At 35.3% G+C, this 24,644-nt stretch carries 20 protein-coding genes; 12 read left to right on the plus strand and 8 right to left on the minus strand.

Translation table 11 applies throughout. The features are described from left to right. Positions 1–21: 21 nt before the first annotated feature. The 4 genes from trmD to ffh are packed head-to-tail and all read right to left on the minus strand — an operon-like array spanning position 22 to position 3,284. Complete coding sequence (gene trmD, locus WD055_04885; GenBank protein ID MEX0849539.1) at positions 22–1,326, minus strand: tRNA (guanosine(37)-N1)-methyltransferase TrmD; 1,305 nt, start codon at positions 1,324–1,326, stop codon at positions 22–24. Between the two features lie 5 nt (positions 1,327–1,331). Then, positions 1,332–1,565 carry a KH domain-containing protein gene (locus WD055_04890; GenBank protein ID MEX0849540.1) on the minus strand — a complete coding sequence of 78 codons (234 nt, stop codon included), beginning with the start codon at positions 1,563–1,565 and terminating at the stop codon, positions 1,332–1,334. A 19-nt stretch (positions 1,566–1,584) separates the two neighbouring features. Further along, positions 1,585–1,923, minus strand: coding sequence for a 30S ribosomal protein S16 (gene rpsP, locus WD055_04895; protein MEX0849541.1), 339 nt, complete (start codon positions 1,921–1,923; stop codon positions 1,585–1,587). A 41-nt stretch (positions 1,924–1,964) separates the two neighbouring features. Then, positions 1,965–3,284: a signal recognition particle protein gene (gene ffh / locus WD055_04900; protein MEX0849542.1), complete on the minus strand. Its 1,320-nt coding sequence runs from the start codon at positions 3,282–3,284 to the stop codon at positions 1,965–1,967. A 110-nt stretch (positions 3,285–3,394) separates the two neighbouring features. Between ffh and hflX the strand changes: the two genes are divergently transcribed. The 7 genes from hflX to WD055_04935 all read left to right on the plus strand — a co-directional run bounded on the left by hflX (position 3,395) and on the right by WD055_04935 (position 14,765). Further along, on the plus strand, positions 3,395–4,516 hold the full coding sequence (gene hflX / locus WD055_04905) for a GTPase HflX (protein MEX0849543.1): 1,122 nt from the start codon (positions 3,395–3,397) through the stop codon (positions 4,514–4,516). A 61-nt stretch (positions 4,517–4,577) separates the two neighbouring features. Continuing rightward, a complete protein-coding gene (locus tag WD055_04910) occupies positions 4,578–4,991 on the plus strand; it encodes a hypothetical protein (protein MEX0849544.1) in 414 nt (137 codons plus the stop codon). Positions 4,992–5,208: 217 nt separating this feature from the next. Continuing rightward, the gene (locus WD055_04915; GenBank protein ID MEX0849545.1) at positions 5,209–6,984 is read left to right on the plus strand and encodes a hypothetical protein; all 1,776 of its coding nucleotides are present in this window, start codon (positions 5,209–5,211) and stop codon (positions 6,982–6,984) included. Between the two features lie 95 nt (positions 6,985–7,079). Continuing rightward, entirely contained in the window at positions 7,080–8,981 is a 1,902-nt protein-coding gene (locus WD055_04920; GenBank protein ID MEX0849546.1) for a hypothetical protein, read from the plus strand. A 92-nt stretch (positions 8,982–9,073) separates the two neighbouring features. Beyond that, complete coding sequence (locus WD055_04925; protein ID MEX0849547.1) at positions 9,074–11,341, plus strand: tetratricopeptide repeat protein; 2,268 nt, start codon at positions 9,074–9,076, stop codon at positions 11,339–11,341. A gap of 35 nt (positions 11,342–11,376) precedes the next feature. After that, entirely contained in the window at positions 11,377–13,077 is a 1,701-nt protein-coding gene (locus WD055_04930; GenBank protein MEX0849548.1) for a tetratricopeptide repeat-containing glycosyltransferase family protein, read from the plus strand. Between the two features lie 71 nt (positions 13,078–13,148). After that, positions 13,149–14,765 carry a tetratricopeptide repeat protein gene (locus WD055_04935; protein MEX0849549.1) on the plus strand — a complete coding sequence of 539 codons (1,617 nt, stop codon included), beginning with the start codon at positions 13,149–13,151 and terminating at the stop codon, positions 14,763–14,765. A gap of 1 nt (position 14,766) precedes the next feature. Here the strand turns inward: WD055_04935 and WD055_04940 are convergent, their stop codons facing one another. Next, the gene (locus tag WD055_04940; protein ID MEX0849550.1) at positions 14,767–14,988 is read right to left on the minus strand and encodes a hypothetical protein; all 222 of its coding nucleotides are present in this window, start codon (positions 14,986–14,988) and stop codon (positions 14,767–14,769) included. A 118-nt stretch (positions 14,989–15,106) separates the two neighbouring features. Between WD055_04940 and WD055_04945 the strand changes: the two genes are divergently transcribed. The 3 genes from WD055_04945 (at position 15,107) to WD055_04955 (ending at position 20,729) form a co-directional block, all read left to right on the plus strand. Continuing rightward, positions 15,107–16,867 carry a tetratricopeptide repeat protein gene (locus tag WD055_04945; protein MEX0849551.1) on the plus strand — a complete coding sequence of 587 codons (1,761 nt, stop codon included), beginning with the start codon at positions 15,107–15,109 and terminating at the stop codon, positions 16,865–16,867. A gap of 162 nt (positions 16,868–17,029) precedes the next feature. Then, positions 17,030–18,289 carry a DUF6165 family protein gene (locus WD055_04950; GenBank protein MEX0849552.1) on the plus strand — a complete coding sequence of 420 codons (1,260 nt, stop codon included), beginning with the start codon at positions 17,030–17,032 and terminating at the stop codon, positions 18,287–18,289. A 124-nt stretch (positions 18,290–18,413) separates the two neighbouring features. Beyond that, the gene (locus WD055_04955) at positions 18,414–20,729 is read left to right on the plus strand and encodes a UvrD-helicase domain-containing protein (protein MEX0849553.1); all 2,316 of its coding nucleotides are present in this window, start codon (positions 18,414–18,416) and stop codon (positions 20,727–20,729) included. 21 nt (positions 20,730–20,750) lie between these two features. On the opposite strand, the gene WD055_04960 is transcribed toward WD055_04955, so the two are convergent. Then, positions 20,751–21,206, minus strand: coding sequence for a hypothetical protein (locus WD055_04960; GenBank protein ID MEX0849554.1), 456 nt, complete (start codon positions 21,204–21,206; stop codon positions 20,751–20,753). Between the two features lie 160 nt (positions 21,207–21,366). On the opposite strand from WD055_04960, the gene WD055_04965 reads away from it, so the two are divergent. Beyond that, positions 21,367–22,242 carry a hypothetical protein gene (locus WD055_04965; protein MEX0849555.1) on the plus strand — a complete coding sequence of 292 codons (876 nt, stop codon included), beginning with the start codon at positions 21,367–21,369 and terminating at the stop codon, positions 22,240–22,242. Here the strand turns inward: WD055_04965 and WD055_04970 are convergent. Together WD055_04970 and trpS are read right to left on the minus strand one after the other, a co-directional pair. Then, positions 22,236–22,823 carry a hypothetical protein gene (locus WD055_04970; protein ID MEX0849556.1) on the minus strand — a complete coding sequence of 196 codons (588 nt, stop codon included), beginning with the start codon at positions 22,821–22,823 and terminating at the stop codon, positions 22,236–22,238. The two genes, WD055_04965 and WD055_04970, sit on opposite strands and share 7 nt — an antisense overlap. Before the next feature lie 163 nt (positions 22,824–22,986). Beyond that, a complete protein-coding gene (trpS, locus tag WD055_04975) occupies positions 22,987–23,991 on the minus strand; it encodes a tryptophan--tRNA ligase (protein MEX0849557.1) in 1,005 nt (334 codons plus the stop codon). Positions 23,992–24,127: 136 nt separating this feature from the next. Between trpS and WD055_04980 the strand changes: the two genes are divergently transcribed. Beyond that, the gene (locus WD055_04980) at positions 24,128–24,643 is read left to right on the plus strand and encodes a hypothetical protein (GenBank protein MEX0849558.1); all 516 of its coding nucleotides are present in this window, start codon (positions 24,128–24,130) and stop codon (positions 24,641–24,643) included. The last annotated feature ends 1 nt before the right edge of the window (position 24,644 follow it).

Genomic DNA, 24,644 nt, shown 5'->3' on the forward strand with positions numbered 1-24,644 from the left:
TGGCCTTTTTTCCAGCTGAATTTATACATTTTTATTATGTATACCCAACCAGCGATCTAATACTATAGCTGCAGCAGAACGGACCGAAAGGTGATTATATGAAGAAAAACCTTCAACAGGAGTCAATAAATAATCACAACGCCCTACAAACTCATCTGTGAGTCCTTTACCAGTACCAAATATCAGCAAAACAGGCCGATCATGTTGCCACACTTTTTCTTGATCGAAGAATGTAATCGCTTTTCCCTGGTTCACAAGACGTGCAGAAGTCGCTACTAATAGCGGTTTTTTGCCCTCTTTTTGCTCGATCTGATCAATCACTTTTTCAACCGAATCTGACAAATCAACATGTGCAATCGCTTTTTTTCGTTGTGCGTTATAATTACTGCCCACATCTGAGCCCCAAAAGCCCAAAAAGCGTTTCACAATTCTTTGTTGATCAGCAAGTGGCGTTAGCAACCAATATTTCTTAATGCCATATGTTTTACATGAGCGAGCAATATCATGAATATCTAAAGACGTCACCGAAGTGGTTCCCGGTTGCTTGTCCTCACCAATAAGAACATTTGAATGGCACAACATTACATAATGTGACGGTAAATGTCGTTCAACTTCTTTTTTATCTTCAATCGTTTGTACCTGGTTTTGTACCCAAGTAAAATGTTTTTTTATCGATAGTTTAACCGCTTGCTCTTTACGCCAATCCTCAATTGCTTGATGATTTCCTGAACGCACGACATCGGGCACACACATACCATTCCATTCGACAGGCTCAGTAAATGCCGGATAATCAACAAATGCACCGGTAAACGAGTCTTGTTCTACAGAAAATTCTTTTGACACAACTCCCGGTATATAACGCAATAAACCTTCCAATAAAACCATAGCCGGGATATCACCACCCATCAATACATAATTTCCAATGGAAATAGTCTCATCAGCATACATTTGTTCAACACGAGCATCCATTCCTTCATAACGAGCAGGCAACAACATAATATGTTTTTTTTCTTGAAAAATGCCGGCCAATTTTTTGAGCATTGGTTGATCAAGCATTTTACCTTGCGGTGAAAAAAATATGTTGTATGATGGACCAAATCGTGCGTGCGCTGAATCAATTGCTTTTTCTACCACATCAGGCTTAATGAGCATCCCCGGTCCCGGACCAAAGGTTGGTGCATCAATACGCTTTTTTGGTTCAACAAATGAAAAAAAAGACTCTAGATGAACATCTATAATCTTTTTTTCTTGTGCACGCTTAATCAAACTGGTTGACAAAAACGACTGATATAATTCAGGGAATACTGAAGCTATTGAAATATTCATCAGTTTCAGCTATCAATTACTACATCAAGAAACGGCTCGTTTTCCGCTTTGAATAATGCAACTAATGAACGAATTGATTTAATTGATTGGCCATCTTTGCCAATTACTTTTCCAATATCTTCATGGTCTACAATAATTTTTAATGCTCTTCCCTGCTCAGCATCTACTTCTTGAATTTGAACTTTTTCAGGATGAGCAACCAATTGTTTAACCAGATAAGTAACAGTGTCTTTTAACATGATATTTTATACTTTTTGCTTACTCTTTGATTTCCGGTGTTTCTTCTTTGACAGCTGCTTCTTTTTTTACTGCTTTTTTAGGAGCAGCTTTTTTTACTACTTTTACGGTCGGCTTTGCAGCATCAGCTTTAAACTGGTTATAAATCTTTTTCACTGAATCAGTTGGAACAGCACCCTGAGCAATACGACGCTCATAACCTTCTTGATCAAAACGAACTAGAGTACTTTTAAGGGCATCATATGTACCTAAATCATCTAAAAAAGCACCATCACGTTTTTTACGTCCATCAACAGAAACTACACGATAAAAAGGGGCATGTTTTTTCCCAACACGGGATAAACGAATTTTAACTGGCATATACATCCTTGTATAAAAATAACATATTTTGCTTAGATTATTTAAAAAAATCGCTGTCCGCGACCTAACTTGCTTAACAGTTTAACATATTGTTGACTTTGTTCAAAGCGCGAAAGTAAAAGATTTATATCTGAAACGGCAACTCCTGCACCCTTGGCTATTCGGTCTTTTCTTGAACTATTGAGTATTTTAGGTGCTATACGCTCTTTTTTGGTCATAGATTTCATAATAGCTTTGAATAATTTCAGCTCTTTTTCACCCTGTTCCAGCTGTTGAGCAGAAATTTGCATATTCCCCATACCAGGCATATATTTCATTAAAGAACCCATCGAACCTAACTTACTCATCATTTCCATCTGTTTTGCAAAATCATCTAGGGTAAACTGACCTTTCATCATAGCATTATACAATGAATCTTGATCTTCTTTTGCAATCTTTTTTTCCGCCTTTTCAGCCAAAGTAACCACATCGCCCATATCCAAAATACGTCCTGCCATACGATCGGGTCTAAACAGTTCAATATCTTCTAATTTTTCACCAACACCTACAAAATGTATCGGCTTTTTCAGAGCATAACGAAATGAAAACGCAGCACCACCACGCGTATCGCTATCCATCTTTGACAACATTGCATAATCAAACCCAACAGCTTGATCGAAAGCCTGTGCGACATTAAGAGACTCTTGTCCTGTCATTGCATCAAGCACTAAAAAATTATAGGTTGGTTCAACACACTGTTTAACTTCACGCAATTCATGCAACATATCATTATCAACATGCAAACGGCCTGCAGTATCCAAAAACAGATAATCAAAACGTTCTGATGTATAATGCCTTAGAATGTCTTGTGCCGCTTTTACCGGATCAGTTTCAGGTGAACGATAAAAAGAAGTATGGGCTTTTTGTGCTAATTGTTCAAGTTGATCAATTGCTGCAGGACGATAAAAATCAACTGAAGCTAAAAGAATTTTTTTATGTTTTTTATCTTGTTTAATCAAATGTGCCATTTTTGCAATTGAAGTGGTTTTGCCTGAGCCTTGCAGGCCCATAACCAAAATAATCGCCGATGCATTAAATGCAAAATCTTTGGCATCAGCATCACCCAAAAAATGCTTTAAACGATCATGAATTATCTTTATAAACTGATCACCCGGTTTGAGTGATTTGGTTACCTTTTGCCCAATCACCTCTTTTTGCACATCATTGACAAACGACTGGACTAAATTATGTGGGACATCAGCCTCAAGTAAAGCATCTGTGATAACTGAAAGAGTATCTTTAATATTATTTTCTGAAAGTTTACTGTTTTTATCAAATTTCTCGAATATGGAAGCAAACCGCTTAGATAGAAAATCAAACATGAACTGCCTTTATTTTTTGCACTATACACTAATAATTGATAAAATTAGATTATATCATAAAAAGAAGCCAATTAAAACGTCAAATAAGGCGCATAGGTAAAAAAACAATTATGGCTAAAAAACCTTTCTATCTCACTAAAGAATTCCCAAAAACAATGATTATAGGTGTCCACGCTCCTTATAATCGTACCCCTAACATTAATGCATATTTTGATGAATTTAAAAATTTAGTAAAATCAAGCCGTGCACATTATGACACTGAACAGTATGTCAAAATACGCACAATCGACTCAGCATACTTCATTACTCGTGGTAAACTCGAAGATTTAAGAAAGCATGCTGAAGAGCACAACATTGAAGAAGTTATCATTTCTGATGCTGTCACAGCCCAACAGCAACGCAATTTAGAAGGAGTCTTTGACTGTAAAGTCATCGATCGCACCGGCTTAATTTTGGAAATTTTTGAAAAAGCTGCACATTCTGCTGAGGGGAAAAAGCAGGTTGAAATTGCAAAGCTACAATTTCAAAAATCACGACTGACCGGCAAAGGCGTCTCCATGAGTCAGCAATCAAAGCAATCAAGTTCAGCCAGTGGATCACGCGGTCCGGGTGAAACCGCAAAAGAAAATGAACTTCGTTATATAAGAAATAGCATCTATACATTAAGAAAAGAGTTGGCACGCATTCAACGCACACGCATTGAACAACGTAAACGAAGATTAAGTTCAGGCCAACTGCAAATCGCTTTAATTGGTTACACCAATGCAGGAAAATCAACCATCCTGAATGCATTAGCAAAATCTGATGTTTTGGCAGAAGACAAACTATTTGCAACCTTAGACACCACGACACGTGAATTATGGATTGAATCACAAAGAATCGGTCTTATTTCAGACACCGTTGGTTTTATTCAGCGACTTCCTCATTTACTGATTGAAGCATTCAAATCTACACTAGCTGAACTGCAATATGCTGATCTGCTCTTACACGTTGTAGATCTTTCTGATGAAAACTGGCAAGAGGATATCAAAATTGTTCATGAAATCTTAGATGAACTCAATGTTCATAAAGAAATGCTCTATGTATTTAACAAAAAAGATAAAGTCGAAGATCTTGATGAACGGTTACCCTTATTAAAAAATTACTATCCACACGTAATCATTTCAAGTCTATCAAAAGATTCCATGAAACCGCTTACTGACTTTTTATCCAACTGGAAAAAACAACAATAATTGCAAAATTATAACAAAAACATATATGTTTCATATTGCATAACTCATAAGGAGTAACTATATGAAATATATATGTTTATCTTTTCTTGTTTTCACCGGTTCCATATATTCCATGGACAAAAAAGAAACAAAAGAACCTCTTTTGCCCCAAACAAAAACTAATCCGGAAAAAAGCAAATCATCCCTTTCTTTACAAGCAAACGGCAGTTTAACAGCCCGTCTTGGGCAAGCATCGGTAATGAGTAGCCAACATCTTTTGCAAGAAAGCATCGATGAAATAAAAAGAGAAACCTTAGCAAGCTCCGTAGAAATTATGCGTCAAAGCTTAGGCGAACTTCAAAAAGAAAAAACTCCACAAAAAAAAGAAAAACCGCTCAAACATCGTAAAAAGAAAAAACATAAAAACAGATCTCACACATGTTCAGCTTCCTGCGGATCTTGTTGCTCATGCGAACTAAATTGCATTGTATCGTAACTGTTTTTTTATTTCATTTTAAGCCCTTTTTGACAATTCTACCTTACTTTATTGATCCAATGCTCTTATATAGGATAGGATGAACTAACAGCTTGTGTTTTTCAGTTTGGTGTTGTATAAGATAGCACAGAAGCGCATTTTGATTGAAACAAAAAGTATGAAGAAATGTAATTAAGATATTATTAATCCTACTTTTTTATTAAAAGGAGTACACTTCATGAAATCTACACGCGTACTATTATCGCTCACATTGCTGGCATCAACGCCATGCATTATAAAAACTGCTTCGGCTGGCACTGATGTGAAAATGTGGCAAAAAGGCGATCGTTGCTTAGTCCCTACTCAAGATGCATTAGATCAAATTAAACAAACAAAAAAAATCTATTCTCAATCAGCTCGATATGCAAAATGCGATTGCTTGGAAGATTTAAAATACTTTAGTAAAGAAGCTAAAGATAACAACATACCACTCGCTCAATTACTTGAATTAAAAACTATTGAAGGAGATATGCCGCTTGCTGACGTTTACTATATAAATGCAAAATCAGTAGAAAAAGCATATAATGATACTGCACTCCTCAAACATGCAAATCACAAAATCGATGGATCCTACCTATGGAAAAAAGATGGCACAAAATGGGTAGCTGAAGAAACTGATTCTCAACCAGAAGTTACACCTTCTCAAGAATTAAGAGACGCTAAAGAAGCCCTCATTAAAGGCTTTATATCAATTGAAAAATCAGATGCACAACAAATAAATCCTAACCATGTATATATATGGGAAAAAACTACCAAAGAAGGCCCTACAAAAGATGGTGAAGAAAAAGAAGTCAGTTATCAACCAAGAAGAGCTACACGTAGAGAAGCTATGCGACATAAGGCTCCTAAACCTCAAAGCTTAGCTGCTATCAGAAATATTTTACATACAAATGATACTACAATTACCAAACTTCTTGACAATCCTAAAACAAATAAAACTCGTCTAGAAAAAGCAGTCGGACTACACAAAGAACTACAACAAAAACTTCGCTCTAATTTAGCTGTCTTGCGCACTTTGCATGATACTGCCACTGCAAAACAAGAGGTATCTACAAAAACTCAAATCAATCAGCTAACAACAAAACGCAATGCTCTAATAAAAGAACTCAACTTAGATCCTACTGTAGCTTATTATGTGCAGGCTACGATAGATGCATTCACGAACGAATTCAACGTAAGGCCTGAAAAAGCTCTACAATATGCATTTGGATACGAATTAATGACCGGAAACAAACGTTCAAAACTGTTACCAATGGTTGCCCAAGCGGCACAATATGTTCCGGATACAAGCTGGGGAATTTTTGGAACTTATGAGCCACAAGAAGTTAAAGATTATAATGCAACAATCAAACAACTAAAAGAAATTTCTGAAAAATTACATGGCGAAAAAATAACATTAGATAATGAAGAAAAACTAGCATTAATCGAACAACAACAAAAACTTACTGCAAGTAAAACTGAACTAGAAAACACCATTCATGCAAAAGCAGTGGAATATTTAAGCCCACTGGTTCAAGATAAATTGTGGAAAGATACCAAAGAATTTGAAGGCAAAATGCATGATCTTCTTTTAGTATCACGCGAAATCGAAGCATTGGAAAATACACAAAAAACATTAGCTGATGCACGCAAAGCTGTAGGAGCTCAAATTGCTGATCATGTTGCAACATTAGCACATAAAGAAATGAAAAAAATAGTACAAGAAGAACTTGAAAAAGTTGCATCTGAATCATCTGAAGGTGAAAACAATCGCCAGGAAAGAAGAAAAGCATTATGGCAAAATAAAGCATTACGCCAAAAAGCTATTGCAGCCACATTTGAATGCAGCGCATATGAAGCTTCAATTTTAGCTTCATTTGAATCAGAAGAAAAAAAGGCTAAAAAGGACATTCCTGCTGCTGCAAAAAAAAATAGTCGCAGAAGAAAACCTAGAAGAAAAGCCAAAACTTCTTAATATTTTCCGTTTTTATTATGAAATGAATACATAGCTAAAAAAAGGCGCTTAAAAAAAAGGCGCCTTTTTTTACACCTATAAACAAAAGAGATATCATGAAAAAAAAAATTATTGTCATATCATGCATGCTTTTAGCAACAAGCCATCTGCAAGCAGGTAAAAAAAAACAACGTAAAAATACCACAACAATGTCACTCTTTACATTTCAAAAACACATATTGCTAGCTGACGCTCACAATCTTGAGCAATCCACTCTTCCATTACCCGCAACGTATGAATCGTTAAATGAAATCTATACAGATCTACTTGCTCATGCTCGTACTTCTCATGAACTAAATCAACTTCATAAAAAAATCACTCTCAATTACGAACGCTTACAGCTTGCACACAATTTAAAACAACAACAAATAGAGAACAATTCTACCTTGTTAAAAAAACTAATATATCTAAAGACACAAAAAGAAAATCTAATAAAATTACGCAATACATATCAGCAAACATCTAGTCATCACATGCAGTTACATGAAAGTATTAAAAAACTTGAAAAAGAATATACACAAGCTTCATTTGACTACCAATGCACTCGATTAAAAGAGCGCGCTCATTACAGCTTAAAGACAGGAATAGATAAAGACAGCTATATACGTTTATGCAACTCTGCCAAACAATTATTAAAAAATGAAAATCAAAGAGATAAAGCATTTGCATCAATATCTGAAATCAGTCAACTTGCTTTTAAAGCTAATCGAGCATATTTGGCATCACTCATGGCCAAACATCTTCAACCAAAGTACAAAAATAAAAGACCTACCTATAATAGAGCTGACTCTGAAGCTATAGCATTACATGCCAAACGAATACACACACAAACAGTATTAGATCAAGAACTTACTCAATTATCAGAAAAAATAAACAACATTGATTCTTGTCAAAAAGCAATTGAAAAAGCAATTGCATTACGCGATAGTTATCCATCTTTTCATCCGGAATACATGAGATATAACGATATCGCATCACAATATGAAATGCACAATGCATATCTTCATTATGATATAAAATTCTTAACCAAAGCTAAAGAACTCCACAAAAATGCACAAAATAAAAACCTTACATATTATGCATCCAGGCTTATTGATAGAATATATGCTGAACAACATATTGATTTCTTATATAGACGTCACACCGTTCCCTATACCGAACAGCGTGAAGCTTTCATAAACCTCAGAAAAACATATGAGCCGACAGAGAACACATACGCTCGCTTAACAACAAAAATTAAAAGGCTTGATTTAAAACATAAACACAGATGGATTAAAACTCATTGTAACCGTTGCCCTCTTGAACAATATGAAGCACTGCATAAAAATATTTCTGCACTCCTTAATACCTATAATCCTCAATCCTCAAAATTTTTGAGATTGCAAACAGAACTAGAAGTGCTAGCAAAACAGATTGAGCGAGAAAAATGCTTAGCATGCATAAAAATAAATGAACAACTGCCACTTAATAAGATTACAGCTTTTGGGCTTGCAGTCATGTATAACAAACTATGGGAAACTGCTTTATTTTTACAAGAATATTGTAAAACACCAAATAGCATGAATACAGAATATGAACAACAAACAGAAATAATGATCACATTTTATCAAAATCATGTTACAAAATTTGGTTTAATTAAACAACTTGAAGAACAAATAGCTGCACAAACTAAATCATATGGAACAATCTGCAATATCCTACAAAGGCTTATAGCACTCCCTGTGCTTACACAAGATGAAAAAGAAAGATATGATAATGAACACGAATGTTATGACATTTTACGCAAAAAAGATCTTTATACAAAACAACTTGCGGTATTAGAAGGTGCTACACATATTAATCCGCAAGCATGTATCGAAATATTGAATAAATTGTGTGAGCTTAATGCTCATACAATTCAAGAAGATATATTATTAAACAAAAAGCTTGATAGATATTATCAACAGATTGATCAATAAAAAAACCTCAGGGAATTTCCAATTTACTTTTTGAGCTTTATGTAGTATCAATTTAATGCAATATATCTTTCTCATTAAATAAAAGGATACACATGAAGCTCAAAAGATCTTTACTGTTATTACTTCTTGCTCCCTTACAGGCTCATACTTATGATCTCAAAGAACTATCTCAACAATACCTAAAAAAGGCAGAACGGTGTAAAGCTGATGACAATATGCAGGAAGCTTTACAACATTATAAAAATGCGATTTCACTCAACCCTGATGATTTCATGTTAACTTTCAATACTGCAAATGAACTCTATAATCAAGGGCATCATAAAGAGGCTGTTGATTATTATAATCGTGCTGCAAAATTAAGCCCACATGTTGAGCAAGTTTATTTTAATCGTGGTGTCGTACTTACACAAATGAAAAAACATGAACAAGCGGCTGATTCATTTATGCAAGCAATAAATACAAAACCTACTTATGCAAAAGCATATGTACATGCCGGCAGAGCATTTGAAGAGTGTGGCAAACATGATCAAGCAATCAATATCTATCACAAAGGAATTGAGATTAATCCTAAAGATGCCGCCTTACATCATCGCCTGGGATTAGTATATAAACATCTGGATCGATTTGAAGAGGCGATAGAACAGTTGCGCATAGCAACACAAAAAAATCCATACAGCAACACCTATAAATTGGAACTTGCCAATGCCCTTCATTTAATTGATGGTTCATGGGAAGCATTACAACTGTATGAAAAAATATTAGAACAGAACCCAAATAATCATCACGTATTATATAATTTTGGTTATACACTTAAAAAAATGGGCTATATTGAGCGCGCACTTGAAGTATATGATCGCGTGTTGGAAAAAAACCCTGACTATGCATTAGCACGTTTTAGCCGTTCAATAACCTATTTAACACTTGAAGATTGGTATCACGGATGGCCTGAATATGAATGGCGTTGGACCGCATATAATGAATCACCAAAAAAATTCGATTGTCCGGTATGGGATGGCTGCGACATTGCAGGCCAACGTATTTTAATTTATGCAGAACAAGGATTAGGTGACACTATTCAGTTTGTACGTTATGCAGAACTTATTAAAAATTTAGGAGCTTATGTTATTGTACAAACACAAGAACCTCTCAAGGATCTGCTGAAACTTTGTCCATACATTGATGAAGTGTATGCTCGAGGCGAGCCATTACCACAATTTGATACACATATTGCAATGATGAGCTTACCAATGGTATTCAAAACTGAAATTGAAACGACTCCGGACAATGTTCCTTATATTTTTGCAAAACCTGAACTGGTTGCATACTGGGCTGACCAATTGAAAGATGATCATAATTTCAAAATTGGTATCTGTTGGCAAGGGAACCCGAACTATCGCACACAATTTTTACGCCAAGCAGTTGCGGGCAAATCAATGCATGTCAATGAGTTTGCACCAATTGCACGATTAAATGGCGTATCATTATATAACCTCCAAAAAATGGGCGGAGAAGAACAACTCAAAGAACTTGCTGACGATATCGTGATTCGATCCTTTGGTCCTGATCTTGACAGCGAACATGGTAGATTTATGGATACGGTAGCAATCATGAAAAATCTTGATTTAATTATCACTATTGATACCGGAACCTGTCATGTTGCAGCCGCACTTGGTGTACCTACATGGAACTTATTGCCAAACCCTGCCGATTGGCGTTGGATGCTGGATCGCAATGACACTCCATGGTATAACAATATGCGCCTGTTTAAACAACCTAAACCGGGCGATTGGGCTGGTGCAATTGAAAAATGCAAACAGGCTCTCATACCGATTTTACGTGGTGAAAAAACAGTTGAACAAGTAACAGCAAAAAAAGGTCGCATAAAACAACTGCGCCCTTATCAAGCAATGAACCAAATTGATTATGAAGCTTCGTCTGAAAAAAAGGATGCTAACCGTTCAGTTCATGAAATGAATACGCAACAATTCACTTTTGATCCAATCAAATCCAGTGCAACCTCTCCAGTTGCGTATCATGAAATACAAAAAACAAAAGCACCTCAACAGACCTACAAAACATCTGATGTATATCAGAAAGCGATGCAAAAATTAACAAAAGAGCATCCTGAAGTACAACAATTTATGGAGCAACGACAAGAAGAAATGAATCTCAATACACTCACTTCAAAGCTAATTGCGATCAATAAACAGCTTTGGCAATTGGATAATGAACTCAAAGAGACCGATGCTTCAGTTTTTAATGATAAATTTGTAGAGCTGGCTAACAAAATTGCAGCTACAGTACAACACAAACAATATATTAAACATCACATCTCTCAACTTACCCAACAAGCCGAATGAAAAACCAAATTATTCTAAATAAAGGGAAAAACATAATGAAACAATGGCTATTAATAACCATATTGGCATGCAGTTATCTGCATGCCAACGGCGACGATTTCCAATCTCTTTTTGAGCAGGCTAATACAGCATTTTCAAAAAGAGATTTTAACAAAGCAACTGAACTCTATAAACAGATTGTTGAAATTCGCCAAGACATACCACAGGTATATTTCAACCTTGGCGTGGTATTACTACAAACAAAAAATCATAATGAAGCAATTGAAGCATTAAAAACTTCCATCGCACTCAAAAATGAATACCCTAAAGCTTATTTCCAACTCGGCAAAGCATATCAAAATATTGGCAATAATGCCCAAGCAGAACAGATGTACCGCACAGCTCTTGCACAAGATGCCCACTATTTTGATCCTCTTGCACCGTTAGCAGGCATGCTACGAGATCAAAACAAGTTTAAAGATGCCGTAGAACTCTATAAAGAAGCAATCGAATTGCGCCCGCGCGATATCCAAGTAATGCTTGATCTTGCAAATACATTAAACACCGACAACCAAACCGAAGAAGCACTTGAATGGTATTTCAAATTGCTAGAGCTTATTCCAGACAATCCTGCAATTCTATATAACATTGCCTATACACTCAAAAAACTCAATCGACTAGAAGATGCAATCCCTTATTATAATCGCACTCTTACCATAAATCCTAATCATTCTGAAGCACATTTCAGTTATGGCCTTGCATTATTACTCACAGGAAATTGTCATCCGGATAATTGGAAAAAAGGCTGGGAAGAATATGAATGGCGCTGGAAACGTGGAAGCGACAAACAAAAATTACGCCAATATACACAACCGGTATGGGACGGTTCTGACTTATACGGAAAAACATTATTCATTTGGGCAGAACAAGGACTTGGCGATACATTTGAATTTGTTCGTTATGCAAAAGTTGCAAAAGATATGGGAGCAGCAAAAGTTATTGTTGCTGTACAAAAACCATTACTCGATATCATAAGTTTATGCCCTTACATTGATAAAATTATCTGGACACAAGACAAACCACCTTACTTTGACTTCCATGCACCGATGCTTTCGATGCCCTACTACATGCAAACACGTCTTAACAATGTCCCGGCGGAAATTCCTTATCTTTATGCAGATCCTGAATTGGTTGAGGAATGGAAAGAAATTTTGAGTGCGGATACTAACTTTAGAATTGGTATTTGTTGGCAAGGGAACCCAAATTACTCAACTCAATTTTTACGTATGGCGGTTGCCGCAAAATCAATGTCTATCACTAAGTTCTTACCTATTATGGAACTTCCGGGAGTAAGTGTTTATAGTTTGCAAAAAATGACCGGAACTGATCAACTTGCTGATCTACCTGAAGATGCACCACTCATTGTTTTTGGTGATGATTTTGATCAATCAAAAGGTCGCTTTATGGATACCGCAGCAGTTATGAAGAATCTTGATTTAATTATTACCATTGATACATCAATTTGCCATATTGCGGCAGGACTTGGTGTACCAACATGGAATTTGTTACCTAATCCACCCGATTGGCGTTGGATGCTTGATTGTGACAACACACCATGGTTTGGCAACATGCGCCTATTCCGTCAACCGACACCGGGAGATTGGGATTCAGTAATGCAAAAAGTGGTTAAAGAATTAAAAGCACATTTATATGATGGAAAACCACTCATCACATTTAAACATCCATTTGAATCATAAATAAACTATTTTTGTCATCCTCGCATTCGCGAGGATGACAAAAATGGCCACAATCTTTAAGGAATACAACGATGTACTATTACTTGCTTTTACTTATAATATCATACAATATACAAGCTCATGATTTCAAAACTGTCGTTAACAACGCTATGCAGGCATTTAATGAACAGTCATATGATCAAGCAGAATCATACTTTCAGCAAGCTGATGCCATGTATCCGGATCAACCCGAACTCCTCTCTAACTTAGCAACATGCTATAAAAAAAATCAAAAAACTGAAAATGCAATTGAACTATTATACCGTGTCATCAAACTTAAACCTGATTATACTAAAGCATATCTACAACTCATCGCTTTATTAAAAGAAGCGAATCATCATGATGAAGTCACTCGTCTTTATAAAAAACTGTTAACTCTTGAACCGGAAAATGCATCGATACATATTGAATGTGCACGTTACTATAAAGAACAAGAGCAATTTAACCTGTGCGTTGAACATTATAAAAAAGCAGTTCAACTTGAACCCAATAGTTATGCCTATCGTTTTGAACTCGCCATTATCTATACCCTTTTAGGACAAACAAAAAAAGCAATTAAACTATATGATCAAATGCTCAAAAAAAACCCTAATAACATTACCATGATCTATAACAAAGGATATGCATATAAAATGCAAGGTGATGCCGATATTGCTATAGAGTTATATAAAAAAGCAATTGAACTTGATGCCAACTATAATGCAGCGCATTTTGCACTTGGCATGGCATATCTCATTAAAGGTGATTTCAAAAACGGTTGGGAAAAACATGCACGCTATTTAAAACAAGTAAATCGCAATGGTGACAAACTGCGTACATTTTTTGCCGAAGGCACTACGCAAGGTAAACGTATTTTATTAAGACCTGAAGGAGGTTTGGGTGATACCATAAACTTTATACGTTATGCGCGTGAACTAAAAAAATATGGCATCCATGTCATTGTAGCAGCCCAAAAACCGTTATATGAACTCCTGAAACAATGTGACTACATTGATGAACTTATAAAAATTGGCGATCCAATGACACCATTTGATGATCACACTACATTAATGAGCATTCCTGCAATTCTACATAGTCATGAACAACGATTATCTGATTTTTCACCTTACATCGCACCTGATCCTGAACGTGTTGCCTATTGGGGCGAATATTTACAACATGACAGTAACTTTAAAATTGGCATTTGCTGGGAAGCAAGTGTTGCCAATGATGTTTCACGTCCGCCGGTTGCACGTCGCGGCATGCCTCTTGAATTGATGTATATTCTCTCAGAACTTGATAATGTCAGCCTATATAGTTTGCAACAACATGATGGCGTTGAACAACTGCAATCTATTCCGCCCTACTTCAAGGTCCATCTCTTTGATGCAACCTTTGATAAAACACATGGTAGTTTTGTTGACACCGCAGCAGTTATGCATCATATGGATTTAATTATTTCAGTCGATACAGCAATTGCACATTTAGCCGGAGCTATGGCAAAACCGATTTGGCTATTATTGCCCTGGGCCACCGATTGGCGCTGGTTGGAACACAAAACAACATCGCCTTGGTATCCAACCATGAAAATATTCAAACAACCAAAACCATTTGATTGGCAAACACCAATGAATAATATTTTTTGGCGATTGATGAAAAAAACACAATAATCTATTTCGGCTGCTCTGCTTTCAATAGTTGAGCAGCTTTTAAAACTTCTTCCATAGTACGCGGTGTTAAAGTTTTTGATCTTTTCAACTCTCCACCAACTATTGGCTGACCTTGTGTGCCACGACGGAATTTACACTTACGAATCTCTTCAATCGACATTGATGGTTTATCGGATGCACAACAAACACTTGTCATCACTAAAAATGATAATAAAAACTTCATTTGAAATTCCCCTATAACAATTTAATATTATTTGTCAGTTTTACTATTAGGTTAAATTATAGTAGAAAATGATACTATAGAAAACAAAAAAATATTTAAACAAAAAAGGAAAATAAATATGCAAGCACAAAGTATTTTGAAATTGCCCTACGCATCTTATATCGCTATGGGCGGCTCACTTATATTAGGATTAACACTCAAAGACCCTTTAACACACAGCTGGAACTACTGCTTTAGCAACTCCTCGCCAACAGAAAAACCTCACCAACTAGCCAAACATAAAACATATGACCAAACATCTATTAATAAACTTTTTGCACAAGCGGATGCTTTATTTCATGAAAACAACGTTGATGAAGCAATAAAGCAATACAAACAAATTTTACTCAAAGACAACTCTTCAATCCTTGCTCTTATTCGCCTTGGTGCAGCATTGTGCAAAAAAGAAAATTATGAATTGGCAGAATTTTATTATCGTACTGCTGTATCATTACATCCAGGTTTTATTCTTTCCTATATAAAACTTGGTCTTGTACAACATCGCCTTAAAAAATATACTGATGCACTCCGCACATTTGCTGCTGTTATCGCATTACAACCAAATAACTTTGAAGCACACTTTAATGCAAGTAAAGTATACAGTGACTTACAAAACTTTGAACGCGCAATTGCACATGCAAAAAAAGCAATTGAAATGCAACCACAAAATGTGCACACGCATCTGAACCTTGGACATATTTATAATAAACAAGGTGATACACAATCGGCTGTTAAAATGTACGAAAAAGCGATTGAAGTTGAACCCGAACTTGCCAATGCACACTACAACTTAGGTTATACATTGCGCGTGCAACGTGAACCAAAAAAAGCGCTACCTCATCTCTTTCGCGCTTTGGAACTGCAACCGGAATACCCGGATGCTCACATTGCTCTTGCGCAATCTTATTGGACATTGGGCGATTTTAAAACTGCATGGAAACATTACAACTGGCGCTGGAAACAACTGGGTATTGATCCTAAAACATTGGATATTCCATTGTGGGACGGTTCACCATTAAATGGTAAAAAAATATTGCTTTACGCGGAACAAGGCATGGGTGATACTTTACAATTTATTCGCTATGCAAAATTGGTTAAAAATTTAGGCGGTTATGTTATTTGCAAAACACAAAAACCGCTTGATACCATTTTGCAATCATGCCCTTATATCGATAAATTAGCACGCAAACTTGATGCTAACACACAACCTGACGTACAAGCACCATTGCTCAACTTACCAGGCATTTTAAACACAACTGCAGAAACTATTCCGCACCCAATTCCATATCTCTTTGCTGACAAAAAACTGTCTGCACAATGGAAACAAAAGTTAGCATCGGATAAAAACTTTAAAATTGGACTTGCATGGCATGTACTACCGGAACATGAGAATAACAAATCACCAATTTCACGCCGTAGCATCCCATTAAAATTACTTGCGCCGCTTGCAGATGTTAAAGGAATAAGTTTTTATTCATTGCAAAAATTTGATGGTGTTGAGCAAGTGCTGGAACTACCTGAAAACTTCAACGTTAAAACATTTGGCCATGACTTTGATGAAAGTAATGGCAGATTTATGGATACTGCCGCATTAATTGATAATCTTGATTTGATCATTTCGGTTGATACTTCTATTATTCACTTGGCTGCCGGTATGGGCAAAAATGTTTGGACCTTCTTACCCTATTCACCTGACTGCCGTTGGGATCTGAATGAAAACACAACACCCTGGTATCAAACTATGCGTTTGTTCCGCCAACAAACGGTAGGCGATTGGGAATCGGTCATTACACGTATTAAAACTGCATTGGAAAAAGAAGTTAGTAAACCAATTGCATAAATATATCTATTAAATATATATGAAAATGCCGGTACAAAAATACCGGCATTTTCATTTTGACCTTTACTATTTTCTATAGTAGAACTACAGCATATAAAAAAAGTAAAAGAAGTAAGCAAGCAAAAAAAAGGAAGTATCATGCTAAGGCATTTTAATGTTTTCATGTTAATATCACTGTCTGTTTTTCAAACAACTTCACCAAAAGTTCACATCATAGAACCATTAACTCGATCTGCAACAAAACATGAATACAACATGAATGAATTATTAGAGCAAATCAATTCTCCTACATGTAAAAATATATTAATTAATATATCCGATCGACATGCTGCCCTTTCATTTTTACCTCATCTACACGCACTCAAAAAACAAAATAAAACAATCACCGTAAAAGTACCCGAAGAGCTAAATACATTACTTTCTTGGTGCCCATACATCGATCATATTTTTTCTTCATTAACTGAATATGCATATGATATTGCAATAGATATTGAAGATCTTACAATGAATCAAGAAACTACAAAACAGGTAAAAAACAAACAACCATTACTCATCGTAGATGAAACAATACATGCACTATGGCAAGAACAGTTCATACAAGATACCAATTATAAAGTTGGGGTTTTTTGCCAACCACTCAATGCAACAACACAAAAAAAGAGCACTATTGAAATTAAAGATTTTTATCCACTTGCATGTATGCAAGACATTTCCATGTATACCTGTGACAGATTCAAAATAGTTGATGTACCTGACCATATACATATTCACACTTTTTCACACCGCACCAAAAAATCTCTACCCGATATCGCAGCAATTTTACATCATTTAGATGTTATTATTACCAATCAACCATTCATTGCACATTTCGCTGCTGCTTTGAACAAACAAGTTTGGTTTATTGCACCGAATAACAACTCTGAACTATCACAACAATACAGCAGCATTGAGACATTTAATCAAACAAATGATAGAAATGTTATTTTTGATATGATGCACCACTTAGCGTGCAATATGCAAAAGCCAATTGCTCAAATTGTAACCGCTGAAGTTCCAACCGGTGAACTGATTGATAAAATGACTATTCTTGAAATAAAAACTGAGCGTATTAAAGATGAAAAAAAATTGGAAAACATTTGGCGTGAATTGCGATCATTGCGTAAAACATTCGATACTACCATTACACAAACCCCTGAACTTGAACAACTCATTCAAGAACTCAAATCAGCCAATGAAGCACTTTGGACAACTGAAGATTTAATTCGTGATAAAGAACGAGAAAAAGCTTTTGATAATGAATTCATTCTATTAGCACGATCTGTTTATATTCAAAATGATGAACGTTGCCGCGCTAAACGTGAAATCAATGAACTACTCGGATCCCGTTTAATGGAAGAAAAATCATATAAACCATATAATTAGCTCATTTAAAAAACTGTTTTAAAACAAAAAGCTTCGATGTATGCATCGAAGCTTTTTTGCTGCACAATTAAATTATTGCTACACTGGACACATTGCAAATAATGAAAAAACTCTAGGCATTAAAATGAAACAAAAATTCAACGATTATACTAAAAAACAACTGAATGACCAGCAACGTAAAGCAGTAGAGCAAAAAGATGGCTCATTATTAGTTATTGCCGGTGCAGGCTCGGGCAAAACGCGTGTCATTACATCACGCATTGCACATTTAATGCTCAACCATGATGTATACTCTCATGAAATTGTAGCGCTTACTTTTACCAATAAAGCTGCAAAAGAGATGCAAGAACGTATCGGTACTTTTTTGGGCCCTGATGCCACCGTACCATTTGTGGGTACATTTCACTCATATTGTGTTCGTTTACTCAAACAAAATCAAGAACTTCTTGAGACACCATTTTTTTCCATCATTGATGCAGATGATCAAGAAAAAATTATTAAAGGTATTATGCAACGTGCCAACATGGGCAAACAAGCAACGGCTAAACAGTTCATGTATCAAATATCAAACTTAAAAAACGTTGCTCTCGAACCGACTGAACGTGAAATCATGTTTGGACAATATCCACAATTGCAAGATGTATTTACCGCTTATGAAAAAGAAAAACGAGCAAGTAAAGTGTTGGACTTTGATGATCTACTTCATCATGGTTTGAAACTGTTTGACAACAAAGAATTTCAACAGCGTTTTCAAAGTACTGTGCGCCATTTGCTCGTCGATGAGTATCAAGATACCAATGTTGTGCAACATGCATTGCTCAAAGCAATGTCAAAAAAAGGTAAAACCGGTTTTGCTGCTCAATCAATTTGTGTTGTAGGCGATGAGGACCAATCGATTTATTCTTGGCGCGGCGCAACAGTAACCAACATGGTTAACTTCAAAAAAGATTTCCCTAAAACTAAGCTCATTAAAATTGAACAAAACTACCGCTCAGTACAATCTATTTTGGATGTTGCAAATCATGTCATTAAACATAACAAACAACGCAATCCAAAAAAGTTATGGTCCACAAAAAAAGGTAACAATCGTATTTCCAGCATTACCTGCCGATCTGAATATCAAGAAGGTGATGCCATTGCCCAATTTTGTACTGTTGCAAAAAATGAAATCAAATTAAGTAACTGTGCAATTTTGTATCGTACACATTTTCAATCGCGTGCAATTGAAGAAGCATTAATTAAAGCTGCGATTCCTTATAAAATTTTTGGTGGTGTACAGTTCTATGAACGTAAAGAGATCAAAGATTTGCTGGGTTATTTACGCCTTATTATAAATCCTTTTGATCGCCCTTCTTTTTTTAGAGTATATAATACTCCCGGCCGCGGATTGGGTCCTGCATTTGAAACCGCATTTTATGAACGCTGGTCACAAGAACCATTTTTAACTTTCGTTCAAGTTGCACAAAAATTGATTGAAGAACAGGCCGTCAAAGGTAAAAAAGCTTTATCATTACAAGGTTTAATTTCAGTATTTAATAACATCAATGCTGACACATTGCCAAGCAAAATTTTGGAAACCATTGTTCAACGTACCAATTACATTGCATATATAAAAGACACAAATGAACTTGAAGAGGCTCAAGGCCGCATCGATAACATTAATGAATTCATGCGTGCGATTAACCATTTTGAATCTGAAAAAAAAGGGAATCTTGATCAATTTCTAGAAGAAGTTGCATTATTGCAAGAAAAATCATCAAAACAAGATAAACAACAGGACGCCATTATGATGATGACCTTACATGCTGCAAAAGGTTTAGAATTCGATACAGTGATGTTGGTTGGTCTTGAGGAAGGTTTATTGCCATCTTCACGCTCACTGCATGATGAAGATGCAATCGAAGAAGAACGACGCCTATTTTATGTTGGCATTACACGTGCAAAAGAACGCTTGCTCTTAAGTAAATCACGCTATCGTTATACCTATGGTCAAATGTCCGATCAACTCCCTTCACGATTTCTCAAAGAAATTCCTGAACGACTCGTTGTTGCTCATGATATTGGCAACATGCAACCGTATGCAATCAAACATCAATTTGCTGATTGGCTCAACATCAATCAACCTGACAATGCACAGGTGTTCACTTTTGGTAACTATTCAACATCTGCGCCATCTACAAAAAAAACTGAAATTAAAAGAAAATTTGTTAAACCAAAAACCAACAGCAACAAAAGTCCTTTTGCAAAAGACAATAATAAGAAAGCTGGTCCTCAAAAAACATTCAATGGTGCATGGAAAATCAATCAACCAGTGAAACATAAAACATTTGGCATTGGACTGATTAAGAATATTGAAGAAAAAGGAACCAAAACATTTATAACCGTAAAGTTTAGCACTGAAATTAAAAAAGTTCTTGCTACTTTTTTAACAAAAATATAAAACATTTATAAAAAATATAGGTTAACGATTTCCAGTCGTTAAACTATAACCGGCTTGACCACTATATTCAATTTGCACATTCGATACATATTGTGGCTTAATATCCCATCGATTGCCAAAACGACTTTTTGCAATGTAGATAACAAGATCTTTGCTCTCTTGCAACGTTGGCATATTAATATAAAAAGTTTTATTTTGTAACCAAGATGGCAGATTCTCTTCATTCTGTACATCAATCATAAATTTCATATTGCTCAAGGTTATAATATTACCCAATACTTCAGCACTCTCTGTTGCAATAGTCCAATCTGTCTTGGTAACATTATCCCATTCATCTTCTACATCGGCAGTAACGATGATATCCCAAGGTGCATTGTTTTTGATATAGACTTTACCATAATTGACGGTATCACCATTTGATGAAACAAGGATCAATGCAACTAATACCAATAATCCGGTAAATATAATTTTTTTCATCTGTTCTCCATTTTTATTAAACATATTATATATCATATATAATACTCAATTAGAAAAAAAATATGCAATATTTGGCTATATGGGAAATACACATGTAACTTTCACTATAATCATGCTATACTGAAGAAATAGTTCATTTTATATATAAGGAATATTAATTATGCGCTTTTTAGTATTAGCTTTTTGTATGTTCAATTTAATGAGTTATCCTCAAAGTCCTACCGACCTTCTCACAGATCAAGAAAAAGCATATTGCGCTCAAACAGCAAAAGAAATAGCGAACAAATGTAATTATTCATTTGAACAAAATTCACTTATATTAAATCTTTTTTATCATATGTATTATTTTGCTCAGTTAGATGCAGTTTTTAGAAAAAATGTGAATCTATGCATTTCACAACTTACCAATGCTCAAGATATACTCGATCCTGAACAAAATTTTGTAGAGAAACGTATGGATAAACTTTTTGGCCAAATTTTAGTACTTGCACGCAGACGCCTACAACATTATCAAACATGGCAATTAATAGATGCTCAAATAGAGCAAGAAAATTTTGATATATACAAAACAATAGAAACATTAAAAAATGCTTCTGATAATCTTATAAATACCTACGCTCAACGATGTACTCATGATATTGATCAAATGATACAACAGGAGCAGACAGCATTAAAACAATCTGCAAGTAATGCACATGTTATAGCACATACATTTGATATTTTAATCAATCAACCTGAACTTATGTGTAATCAATCATCAGATACAATTGATTTACAAAAAATTAATATACTTTATGGCCTATCAAATATAGTGTCAAAAGAAATGAAACAATTATATAATAGCAAAGAACATTGCATACATTATGCATTTACCTTACAAATGGTAGCCGCTGAACTGTTTAAGCAATCTTATCATGAGCTACATGATAAAATAACCTATACATTTCCTGATAGTACCGTAAAAGCAGTAATTGCATTGAATGGCACATTAGTAAAAATTGATGATGCATTACAAACCAACTCAGAAAATCAATAACCCAACTGAACATCTGGCAAATCATCTAAATCTATCGCTGCACGCATATCTTGTAATTTCAACTGCGCTGCTAATGGTCTATCATTAAAGTGCAATGGCCGATCTTTGAGCATCATGTAGGGAATATCAGTCTGTTCATCAAAATGAATCTCTTCACCTACTATCTGGCCATTGGGTAGCTTTACTCCTTGACCCGGAACAATAAAATAGCCCGCATCAGTGCGGACTATCTGATATTCTTTATTTTGCATTGCAAGATTATCTTGCACATAAGGCCCTTTCCAGTGCTCCGGATGAGCTAAATTCATTGGCCCAACTTCAGAACCGGAAAATGACTTAACATTTAAAAAATTTATAGGGTTCTTTTGATAATCAAAACTTAAGATAGTACAATCTTTATGAATATTATCAAAAATTGCAGCCAATTGCATAATATCACTTGCCATTGCATCGCCTGAGAACTGCCTTGTTTTATATTGCACTGAAAAGATAGAAATCCCAATCAAAAACAAAAAAAAACTGGCCGTCAAAGCCGGAACAAGATATGCCAGTATATTTTTTTTAAAATATGTTCGCTTCATCTAAACGCCTCCTAAAATATTTTTCTATTTTAGGATAGCAAACGTACTTACATAAAACCAAGATCTTATACATTATTAGAGCAATTATATAATACATATAAAGTTTCTAAAACATATAACTCTTAAATAAGATGACAAATACTTTTATAAAAATATATCAATACTATGTATAATTCAAATGCATTGCATCACGTACTTCACGCATGGTCTGCTGTGCAACTTGGCGCGTTTGATCAGTTCCTCGCAAAACAATATCCATAACTGCTTGAGGGTCTTTTGCAAATTCAGCACGTTTTTGACCAATAGGATCAAGGAATGCATTGAGCACATCGATCAAGCGTCGCTTAACTTTTACATCACCCAAACCACCACGTTGATACTGCTCTTTTAATTCTGCAACTTCTTGTTTATTAGGATCAAACAGATCTAAATAAGCAAAAACGGTATTACCTTCTATTTTGCCCGGATCTTCAACTCTAATATGATCAGGATCGGTATACATTTTCATAACTTTTTTGGCAACGTCATCAGCCGAATCTGAAAGATAAATTGCATTACCAAGTGATTTGCTCATTTTTGCTTTACCATCAATACCGGGCAAACGTGCCACATCAGGAATTAATGCTTTTGTTTCTTTGAGTACATCTGTTTTATACGTTCTATTAAATGCACGTACCAATTCATTGGTTTGCTCAATCATTGGCGCTTGATCTTCACCCACCGGAACCAATGTCCCTTTCACGATAGTAATATCTGCAGCTTGCGAAACCGGATACATTAAAAATCCTGCACTCACCTGATCGCCATACCCTTTTTGTATAATTTCAGTTTTAACTGTTGGGTTTCTGCGCAAACGAGCAACGCTGACAAAATTAAGATAAAAAATAGTTAATTCTGCAATTTCAGGAATCATTGATTGAATAAAGATAGTTGTTTTTGCAGGATCAATACCAACAGCCAAATAATCTAATGCAACTTCAAGTACATTTTTGTGCACTTTTTCAGGATGTTCATAATTATCGGTTAATGCTTGCACATCAGCAATCATCACATACTGTTTATATGTTTCTTGCAACTTTACACGATTTTCCAAAGAACCTACAAAATGCCCTAAATGTAACGGCCCTGTTGGACGATCACCGGTTAAAATTATCTGTTTTTTTGCCATGAAATATACCTTTTACTTTTCATTGATTATGATTTCATCAGTATAACACCATCTCCTTTTTTATGAAAAATATGACAAAATATACATACATGATATAATTAGCTTTATAGACATAAATATAGCCAGAGGAGTCATTATGACAATAAAATCACTTGTTAAATTATTTTTTTTAATTTTAACTGTATCATTTTCAGCAAAATCTTGTATTGCAGCTGATCATAGTGAAAATAACGTTCCATCTCTAGAACTCTTGTGCATGCATACATTACTCAAAAATAGAGAACATTATAACCCTGAGTATGTATCTCCAGATTTACATTTAAAAATGGTAAGACTTGCTTTAATACCCCATTTAGAAAGATTACACACAACATGTATTGCACTAGAAGAAGAATATCAAAAGAATATAGATGAAGCATGGGAACTTGGCCGAGTGATGGGAACACAGCACAAACAAGCTGCATACATGTCACGAGATAAAAAAGAATATGAAATTGAACAATTCAAATTAAAGTGCGGTTATAATTTAACCGGTTTTAATCCTGGCCATCAAAATGCTGATCCCAAAGCATATGCATTATCATTAACAGATCGCCAAATTAAAAAAGCATCACAAAAACGACGTCAACGCAGAAAAGCATTACGGAATTAAG

The sequence above is a fragment of the Candidatus Dependentiae bacterium genome, assembly GCA_040878395.1.
Classification (GTDB): domain Bacteria; phylum Babelota; class Babeliae; order Babelales; family Vermiphilaceae; genus JAKBEL01.

Bases quoted from the DNA above. Each gene is read 5' to 3' on its own strand.
- WD055_04930 (MEX0849548.1), top strand. From the start codon at position 11,377: ATGAAACAATGGCTATTAATAACCATATTGGCATGCAGTTATCTGCAT.
- trpS (MEX0849557.1), bottom strand. From the start codon at position 23,991: ATGGCAAAAAAACAGATAATTTTAACCGGTGATCGTCCAACAGGGCCG.
- WD055_04910 (MEX0849544.1), top strand. From the start codon at position 4,578: ATGAAATATATATGTTTATCTTTTCTTGTTTTCACCGGTTCCATATAT.
- hflX (MEX0849543.1), top strand. From the start codon at position 3,395: ATGGCTAAAAAACCTTTCTATCTCACTAAAGAATTCCCAAAAACAATG.
- WD055_04920 (MEX0849546.1), top strand. From the start codon at position 7,080: ATGAAAAAAAAAATTATTGTCATATCATGCATGCTTTTAGCAACAAGC.
- WD055_04950 (MEX0849552.1), top strand. From the start codon at position 17,030: ATGTTAATATCACTGTCTGTTTTTCAAACAACTTCACCAAAAGTTCAC.
- rpsP (MEX0849541.1), bottom strand. From the start codon at position 1,923: ATGCCAGTTAAAATTCGTTTATCCCGTGTTGGGAAAAAACATGCCCCT.
- WD055_04970 (MEX0849556.1), bottom strand. From the start codon at position 22,823: ATGAAGCGAACATATTTTAAAAAAAATATACTGGCATATCTTGTTCCG.
- WD055_04960 (MEX0849554.1), bottom strand. From the start codon at position 21,206: ATGAAAAAAATTATATTTACCGGATTATTGGTATTAGTTGCATTGATC.
- WD055_04935 (MEX0849549.1), top strand. From the start codon at position 13,149: ATGTACTATTACTTGCTTTTACTTATAATATCATACAATATACAAGCT.
- WD055_04925 (MEX0849547.1), top strand. From the start codon at position 9,074: ATGAAGCTCAAAAGATCTTTACTGTTATTACTTCTTGCTCCCTTACAG.
- WD055_04955 (MEX0849553.1), top strand. From the start codon at position 18,414: ATGAAACAAAAATTCAACGATTATACTAAAAAACAACTGAATGACCAG.
- WD055_04945 (MEX0849551.1), top strand. From the start codon at position 15,107: ATGCAAGCACAAAGTATTTTGAAATTGCCCTACGCATCTTATATCGCT.
- trmD (MEX0849539.1), bottom strand. From the start codon at position 1,326: ATGAATATTTCAATAGCTTCAGTATTCCCTGAATTATATCAGTCGTTT.
- WD055_04915 (MEX0849545.1), top strand. From the start codon at position 5,209: ATGAAATCTACACGCGTACTATTATCGCTCACATTGCTGGCATCAACG.
- WD055_04890 (MEX0849540.1), bottom strand. From the start codon at position 1,565: ATGTTAAAAGACACTGTTACTTATCTGGTTAAACAATTGGTTGCTCAT.
- WD055_04965 (MEX0849555.1), top strand. From the start codon at position 21,367: ATGCGCTTTTTAGTATTAGCTTTTTGTATGTTCAATTTAATGAGTTAT.
- WD055_04980 (MEX0849558.1), top strand. From the start codon at position 24,128: ATGACAATAAAATCACTTGTTAAATTATTTTTTTTAATTTTAACTGTA.
- ffh (MEX0849542.1), bottom strand. From the start codon at position 3,284: ATGTTTGATTTTCTATCTAAGCGGTTTGCTTCCATATTCGAGAAATTT.
- WD055_04940 (MEX0849550.1), bottom strand. From the start codon at position 14,988: ATGAAGTTTTTATTATCATTTTTAGTGATGACAAGTGTTTGTTGTGCA.